This window comes from Nostoc cf. edaphicum LEGE 07299, assembly GCF_015207245.1.
Taxonomy (GTDB): Bacteria; Cyanobacteriota; Cyanobacteriia; order Cyanobacteriales; family Nostocaceae; genus Nostoc; species Nostoc edaphicum_B.
The window spans coordinates 1-6,508 of the sequence record NZ_JADEXF010000206.1 but is presented as its reverse complement, the minus strand read 5'-3'; the positions used below and the strand labels follow the sequence as shown (position 1 = coordinate 6,508).

General features: G+C 42.0%; 8 protein-coding genes and 1 pseudogene. 5 read left to right on the top strand and 4 right to left on the bottom strand.

The window, feature by feature from the left end:
• A partial coding sequence (locus IQ229_RS08295; protein WP_228013302.1) for a hypothetical protein occupies positions 1-1,009 on the bottom strand: 1,009 nt, incomplete at its 3' end.
• Between the two features lie 237 nt (positions 1,010-1,246).
• Between IQ229_RS08295 and IQ229_RS08290 the strand changes: the two genes are divergently transcribed.
• The 4 genes from IQ229_RS08290 (at position 1,247) to IQ229_RS08275 (ending at position 2,633) form a co-directional block, all read left to right on the top strand.
• A complete protein-coding gene (locus IQ229_RS08290; protein WP_194042821.1) occupies positions 1,247-1,609 on the top strand; it encodes a hypothetical protein in 363 nt (120 codons plus the stop codon).
• A gap of 5 nt (positions 1,610-1,614) precedes the next feature.
• Complete coding sequence (locus tag IQ229_RS08285) at positions 1,615-2,046, top strand: HNH endonuclease (protein WP_194042820.1); 432 nt, start codon at positions 1,615-1,617, stop codon at positions 2,044-2,046.
• Between the two features lie 91 nt (positions 2,047-2,137).
• Positions 2,138-2,389 (top strand): hypothetical protein, encoded by a 252-nt coding sequence (locus IQ229_RS08280; RefSeq protein ID WP_194042819.1) that lies wholly within the window; start codon positions 2,138-2,140, stop codon positions 2,387-2,389.
• Positions 2,370-2,633, top strand: coding sequence for a Txe/YoeB family addiction module toxin (locus IQ229_RS08275; RefSeq protein WP_194042817.1), 264 nt, complete (start codon positions 2,370-2,372; stop codon positions 2,631-2,633). The genes IQ229_RS08280 and IQ229_RS08275 overlap by 20 nt, the downstream gene beginning before the upstream one ends.
• 181 nt (positions 2,634-2,814) lie before the next feature.
• On the opposite strand, the gene IQ229_RS08270 is transcribed toward IQ229_RS08275, so the two are convergent.
• Entirely contained in the window at positions 2,815-3,147 is a 333-nt protein-coding gene (locus IQ229_RS08270; protein WP_194042815.1) for a XisI protein, read from the bottom strand.
• Between the two features lie 95 nt (positions 3,148-3,242).
• The gene (locus tag IQ229_RS08265; RefSeq protein WP_322743957.1) at positions 3,243-3,551 is read right to left on the bottom strand and encodes a XisH family protein; all 309 of its coding nucleotides are present in this window, start codon (positions 3,549-3,551) and stop codon (positions 3,243-3,245) included.
• Positions 3,552-3,793: 242 nt separating this feature from the next.
• On the opposite strand from IQ229_RS08265, the gene IQ229_RS08260 reads away from it, so the two are divergent.
• Positions 3,794-6,427: a U32 family peptidase gene (locus IQ229_RS08260; RefSeq protein WP_194042813.1), complete on the top strand. Its 2,634-nt coding sequence runs from the start codon at positions 3,794-3,796 to the stop codon at positions 6,425-6,427.
• Here the strand turns inward: IQ229_RS08260 and IQ229_RS23815 are convergent.
• Positions 6,422-6,508 (bottom strand): annotated as a pseudogene (locus IQ229_RS23815) (Uma2 family endonuclease); the annotation flags it as partial. The gene IQ229_RS08260 and the pseudogene IQ229_RS23815 sit on opposite strands and share 6 nt — an antisense overlap.

Below are 6,508 nucleotides of genomic sequence, written 5' to 3'. Positions count from 1 at the left end.
CTTCGTGGCTTGGCCCGAACCAACCTCCTTGAACCTCAACGCGAGTTAAGATTGCCACTGGCAAAGATTCTACCCATTCGTAAGGAACTGTTGCTATTTTAAATAAATTCTCACGTTCAATATTAAATACATCATTTTCGTCTAAAGTTGGATTAACCCATTGGTAAATTCGTGTCATTCTTCGTAAATCAATTACATCTTTAAACTGAGGCTGTAAATATGCTGCGGGGTTAGAAGTAAGTAGAATTTCAACATATTTCTCAGTACGAGAACGGATAACTTTTGCGCCTTCTTGAAAACGGCGAAGTGCTGTTTCGTGTTCTTCTAATTCAAGATAACAACGTGCTTCAGCTAAGTAGGCTAAAGATAAAGTCAGTATATATTCATCAGCTATTTGGCTCTGTTCCTCAATTTCTATATCCGTGTATTCAGTATAAATATGCTCTGCTTCTAAGAAACGGTTTATAGCTTGCAGAGCGCTGCCTCTACGATTTTCAGTTTTGGTCATTGTGAAGGCATTAACTGCCAACTCAATTGCAGCACGAAAATTAGCATAGAAACTAAGGTCAATTTTGCGGTTGACTTTGCTCAATAGTTCTTCCGCTTGTTTTAGGCGTTTTTCTAGCTCCTTGAGGCGCTGTGCTATTACAGCAAAGCCCATTACTGAAACACCAAGGCTAAGTACACTAGCCGCAGTAGTTATCTGTAGAATTCCTTGATTAATTTGTAAACTTTGCCCAAGCTCTCCTAACTGATTTTCGATACCACCTAAATGCCTGTTGACATCAGCTAGTCCTTTTGCTGTCACAGCTGCATTAGCCCCTGAAACAACAAGGTTAAGTAAATTATTAGGAGAACTTGTTGGCATTGGTACTAAATCTCTTAACCAAGCTACAACTTGTTTTGTGACAGCATGTTGAATTACACCGCCAGTTCGTACATATACACCACTAGCTAACCCCCTAACAATATGAGGGGCAAGTGCAAAAGTTAATGTAAGCGCGTCCATAATCTTCTCCTATTTGGTAAAGCATCAGCAGCCTGATGTTTTATAGCAAGCCACTTATACGCAGCAAATATCTGCGCTTCACTTAGTATTCCCAATTTGAGTTCTATTCTGTCTAATAGCGATCGCTCTTTTTAACGAACCGCCAAGACGCTAACAAAGAAAAGCGATCGCTCTTTTTAACCAGAAGATGCAGAGCGATCGCAGATACAATCATAAGTAAAAGCAAGCAGGTAGAAAATGGCTGAAATTGTCACCCTTCAACTTCCTGAAACACTGGCACAAAAAGCAAAGGAAATCGCTGCTTTCACACATCGGCGACTTGAAGATGTATTGCTAGAATGGATTGACCGCGCCATTACCGAACTACCTATGGAGTCATTACCTGACGATCAGGTTTTGGCTATGTGCGATATGCAGATGGAAACTCAGCAGCAAGAGGTTTTCAGTGACTTGCAAGCGCGTCACCGAGAGGGACAGCTGAATGATGCAGAAGTTCGTCAACTAGATGAACTCATGCAGGTTTACCGACGTGGCTTAGTAAGTAAAGCAAGAGCCTTTAAAGTAGCTGTTGAACGTGGCTTAAAACCAGCCCTCAATTAATAGCAATGGCCCGCTTTTACATTTCTGTAGATATAGAACGTCGTGTCCGCACCGATGCTCGAAACCGATGTGGCTATTGCTTGAGTCCTCAGCGTTTAGTAATGGCACGTTTGGAAATTGAACATATTATTCCCATCTCTAAGGGTGGTAGCAACGATGAATCAAACTTGTGGCTAGCTTGTCCCCTGTGTAATCGCTACAAAAGTGATAAAACGACAGGGGTTGATCCAGAGACGATCGAAACGGTAAAGCTATTTAACCCTCGTACTCAAGTCTGGTTTGAGCATTTTGGTTGGAGTGAAGATGGTCTACGTATTGTTGGCAAAACGCCGACTGGTAGAGCAACTGTTGCAGTTTTACATTTGAGCGATGATGCAGATGCACTAGAAGTTCGCAGTTATTGGGTACTTGCGGGTTGGCATCCTCCAGAGGATTGAATGAACCGCAGATGAGAGAGCGATCGCCCAAATTTCATCTAAGTCAGATACAGTTACAATAAGGTGGTAAATATGGGAGTAAATAGGAATTATGCTTAGTGGGATTAAACAAAAGGCTATTGTCGGAAAAAATGGCAAGATTGAACTGTCTGCAACGGAATTAGCAGAAGGAACTGTTGTAGAAGTCATCGTGTTAGTTGAAACACCAACTGAAGAAGATGAAACTACCTATCTTCTGAAATCAGAAACTAACAAGAAACATCTACTCACAGCTTTGGAGAATGTAGAAAAAAGAAACCTGATTTATGTTGATTTAGATGAATATGAAAAAAGTTGCCTTTGAACCAGAAGCTTTTGAACAATTAGGTCAGTGGGCGACAGAAGACAAAAAAATATTCAAAAAAATCTTGGAACTGATTAGAGATATACAAAGAGATCCTTTTGCAGGAATAGGGAAGCCAGAACCATTAAAATATGAACTACAAGGTTACTGGTCAAGGCGGATCACAGATGAACATAGATTAGTTTACAAAGTGCAAGAAGATTTATTGATTATTTTGACTTGCAAATATCATTATGAGCAATAAAGATTATTGAGGCTGGGATATTATTTTAGCTCAGGCGATCGCTTTTTTTAACCCAATGATGTGAAGCAGAACAAGAGAGCGATCGCAGATACAATCATAAGGAAAAGACAAGCTTGTAGAAAATGGCTGAAATTGTCAATAACCTTAAAATTAGCTGTTGAATACGGATTGAAACTAGCCTTCAATTAATAGCAAAATCTGTATATTTACGCACAGATGGCAACTGAAAAGCTAAAATAATATCTTTTTTGGGGACACCTAATTCAACCAATTCATTAGCAATTCCTACCTCTGTTCCATCTTGCTGAATCCAGATTTTCTCGTTAATAATATCTAGATGCAGAACAGGCCCATATATACGGTCTTGCTCGTGCCAACCTACATAAACTAATTGATAATGATCGTGTTCTGTATCAAAAATTGTCTGTGCTTGAATGCGATTATCCCAAACAATACTAGCGTGTTGTTGAAGTAAATTCTTAATATATTGTCGATATTCGTCTAGCTTTGCCATTGGTCTATTGCCTCCTGTTCAATATTATAAATTAGTAAACAGAGTTGATTAATTTGAATAACAGATTGGATAAATGGAAGGATAAAAAACTCATTTTAAACAGTACTAGGAACCGCTAAATATAAAGTGCGATTGGCTTCTTTTTTTTGTAAAGCAATTCGGTAAATAATAAATTGTCCTAATGCAGCATAAAGTTCTGTAATTTTTGAAGGACTCAAAAAACTTTTAATTTCAACAGCTATTTTTTGTCCTTGTTTTTCGGCTGCAATAATTTTTTCTGCTCCTAAATCAACATATAATTCAAGGGTTCCTGCCTGGAGAGCATAAGGATCGTGAGTGATTAACCAGCCATCTTTCTCAAGTGCTGTTTTGACAACTGTATGAAAGGCATCTTTAGAAGACACAGGTTTAATTCCAATTTATGGCGGTGCTTGATTTAAGAATTTCCATTTTGTTAATACATTGACAACCTAGTGAAACTTTTTTTAACTAAATTTAATATAGTTCTGTTTCTTCTCGCCTGTCTACTTACTCCAGATGCAGAGGAGAAGAGAATTGAATGAACCGCAGATGAAAAAGCGATCGCACCATCCCCCAATAACTTCGATAAAATCACTATGGTGCTAGTTAACCCTCCCTAAATTTAATGAAAAGCGATCGCTCCCTTTCCCAACTCTCTCTTCAACGTCCCGAACTACTCGCACCAGCAGGTAATTGGGAATGTGCTAAAGCTGCTGTGGAAAATGGGGCAGATGCGATTTACTTCGGTTTGGATCGGTTTAACGCCAGAATGCGGGCACAAAATTTTACTGAAGCGGACTTACCTCAATTGATGACATTCCTGCACCGTCGGGGTGTAAAGGGTTATGTCACCGTCAACACACTCATATTTCCCAAAGAACTAGCAGAAGCACAGCAATATCTCCGCACAATTATTGCAGCTGGTGTGGATGCAGCGATCATTCAAGATATTGGTATATGCCGTCTCATCCGTCAACTTTCCCCCGATTTTCCCATCCATGCTTCCACGCAAATGACAATTACCAGTGCGGCTGGAGTGCAATTTGCCAAATCTCTTGGCTGTCAATTGGTGGTGCTGGCGCGTGAATGTTCTCTCAAAGAAATCAATAAAATCCAGCAGCAGATTGCCCAACAAGAAACCTCGCTGCCTTTAGAAGTTTTTGTTCATGGTGCTTTGTGCGTAGCGTATTCCGGCCAGTGTTTGACTAGTGAGGCTTTAGGTGGACGTTCTGCTAACCGAGGTGAATGTGCCCAAGCTTGCCGGATGCCCTACGATTTAATCGCCGATGGGAAAGTTGTGGATTTAAAAGAGCGCAAATATTTACTCAGTCCTCAAGACTTAGCGGGGTTAGACGTTCTGCCCGATTTGGTGAAATCAGGAGTAACTTGTCTCAAAATTGAAGGTCGTCTGAAAGCTCCAGAGTATGTTGCTAATGTCACCCGTGTTTATCGGCAAGCTTTGGATAGTGTAATGACGGAATTGGAAAGACCTAACCCCCTAACCCCCTTCCCTGGTAGGGAAGGGGGAATAAAAGCTCCTCTCTCCGAAGCGCAGAGGAACTGGGGGAGAGGTCAATCAGACCAAGAACACTACAACCTAGAAATGGCATTTTCTCGCGGACTCTATACGGGCTGGTTTGGCGGAATTAATAATCAGGAACTAGTTCACGCCCGCTTTGGTAAAAAACGTGGGGTTTATTTAGGTGAAGTCAGCCGCATTCACAACGAAGAGGTAACAGTCAAATTGGAAGCGCCTGTCAAACCAGGGGATGGAATTGTATTTGACTGCGGTCATCCAGAGGCGAAGGAACAAGGCGGCCGAGTTTATGGGGTGGTTTCGAAAGGTAAGGAAAGTGTGCTGACCTTTGGTAGGAATGACTTGAACCTGCGCCGAGTGCATATAGGCGATCGCATTTGGAAAACCAGCGATCCAGAACTCGATAAGCAACTACGTCAGAGTTTTGCTGGCGAGAATCCCCAATTTCAGCGTCCCATTAATGTAGAAATTTATGGAGAAATTGGTCAGCCATTAATTGCGATCGCCCGCGATCGACTCGGTAATATTGTACAAGTAGAGTCTGCAATTTCTCTAGTTGAAGCACACACTAAACCCCTAGATACAGACCGTTTACAAGAACAATTCGGTCGTCTCGGTAACACACCTTTCTGTTTAGGAACACTAACCAACCACCTCAGCGGTGCTATTATGCTACCCGTAAGTGAGTTGAACCGGATGCGGCGGGAAATCGTGGTGCAGTTGGAAGAATTGCGAAGTCAACCCAAACCCTGGCAATTACATTCTGATATCTCTTTCCAAAACTTACTCCCCTCATCTCCCACCCTGCGCGAAGCTAAAGCTACATCTCCTTCACTCATCGTCCTAGTACGAAATCTCAAGCAACTTCAAGCAGCACTCGAAGCGGGAATCCAAACACTTTACTGTGAATTTGAAGACCCCCGCGCTTATCGAGAAGCCGTGCAAGTGGTGCGCCAACAACAACCAAACAAAGCAGAGAATTCTTCACTTTTAACTCCTAACTCCCAACTCCCTACAATTTGGGTTGCACCACCCCGAATTACCAAACCTGGGGAAAATTGGATTTTGCAGCAGGTACGTGCTTCAGAAGCAGATGGCTATCTAATACGGAATTATGACCAATTGCAATTCTTTGCAGCAGACCGTTGTATCGGAGATTTTTCGCTCAACGTTGCTAATCCCTTAACAGCAGACTACTTTCAGCAACACTTTGGTTTAGAACGGCTGACGGCATCTTATGACCTAAATATTACCCAACTACAAGACCTGCTTGCCAGTTGTCCACCCCAGTGGTTTGAGGTGACAATCCATCAGCATATACCGATGTTTCACATGGAGCATTGTGTATTTTGTGCCTTTCTCTCGACGGGTACAGACTATACCAACTGTGGACGACCTTGTGAAAAGCAGGAAGTGAAATTAAAAGACCGTGTAGGCAGCGAACACGTTATTAAAGCAGATGTAGGTTGCCGCAATACTGTGTTTAACGGCACTGCTCAAACGGGAGCAGAGTACGTACAGCGCCTTATAGAACTGGGGTTACGTCACTTCCGCATCGAGTTTGTGAATGAAACACCAGAGCAAGTGAGTAAAACAATATATTTTTATAGTCAATTATTGCAAGGTGAGATTACAGGTTCCCAACTCTGGCGTGAGTTGAAGTTGCAAAATCAACTGGGTGTGACTCGTGGCCCTATGGGAGTGTCAGCACTGCGCTCATAATTGATTTTCTGAACGCCCAGCTTGAAAAATCTGTTCGGCGGTCAAATTCAATTCTGGGAATGTAGGGGATATGATACGGTC

Coding starts and splice junctions, on each gene's coding strand:
- IQ229_RS08275 (WP_194042817.1), top strand. CDS start 2,370: ATGAAAAAAGTTGCCTTTGAACCAGAAGCTTTTGAACAATTAGGTCAG.
- IQ229_RS08290 (WP_194042821.1), top strand. CDS start 1,247: ATGGCTGAAATTGTCACCCTTCAACTTCCTGAAACACTGGCACAAAAA.
- IQ229_RS08280 (WP_194042819.1), top strand. CDS start 2,138: ATGCTTAGTGGGATTAAACAAAAGGCTATTGTCGGAAAAAATGGCAAG.
- IQ229_RS08285 (WP_194042820.1), top strand. CDS start 1,615: ATGGCCCGCTTTTACATTTCTGTAGATATAGAACGTCGTGTCCGCACC.
- IQ229_RS08270 (WP_194042815.1), bottom strand. CDS start 3,147: ATGGCAAAGCTAGACGAATATCGACAATATATTAAGAATTTACTTCAA.
- IQ229_RS08260 (WP_194042813.1), top strand. CDS start 3,794: ATGAAAAGCGATCGCTCCCTTTCCCAACTCTCTCTTCAACGTCCCGAA.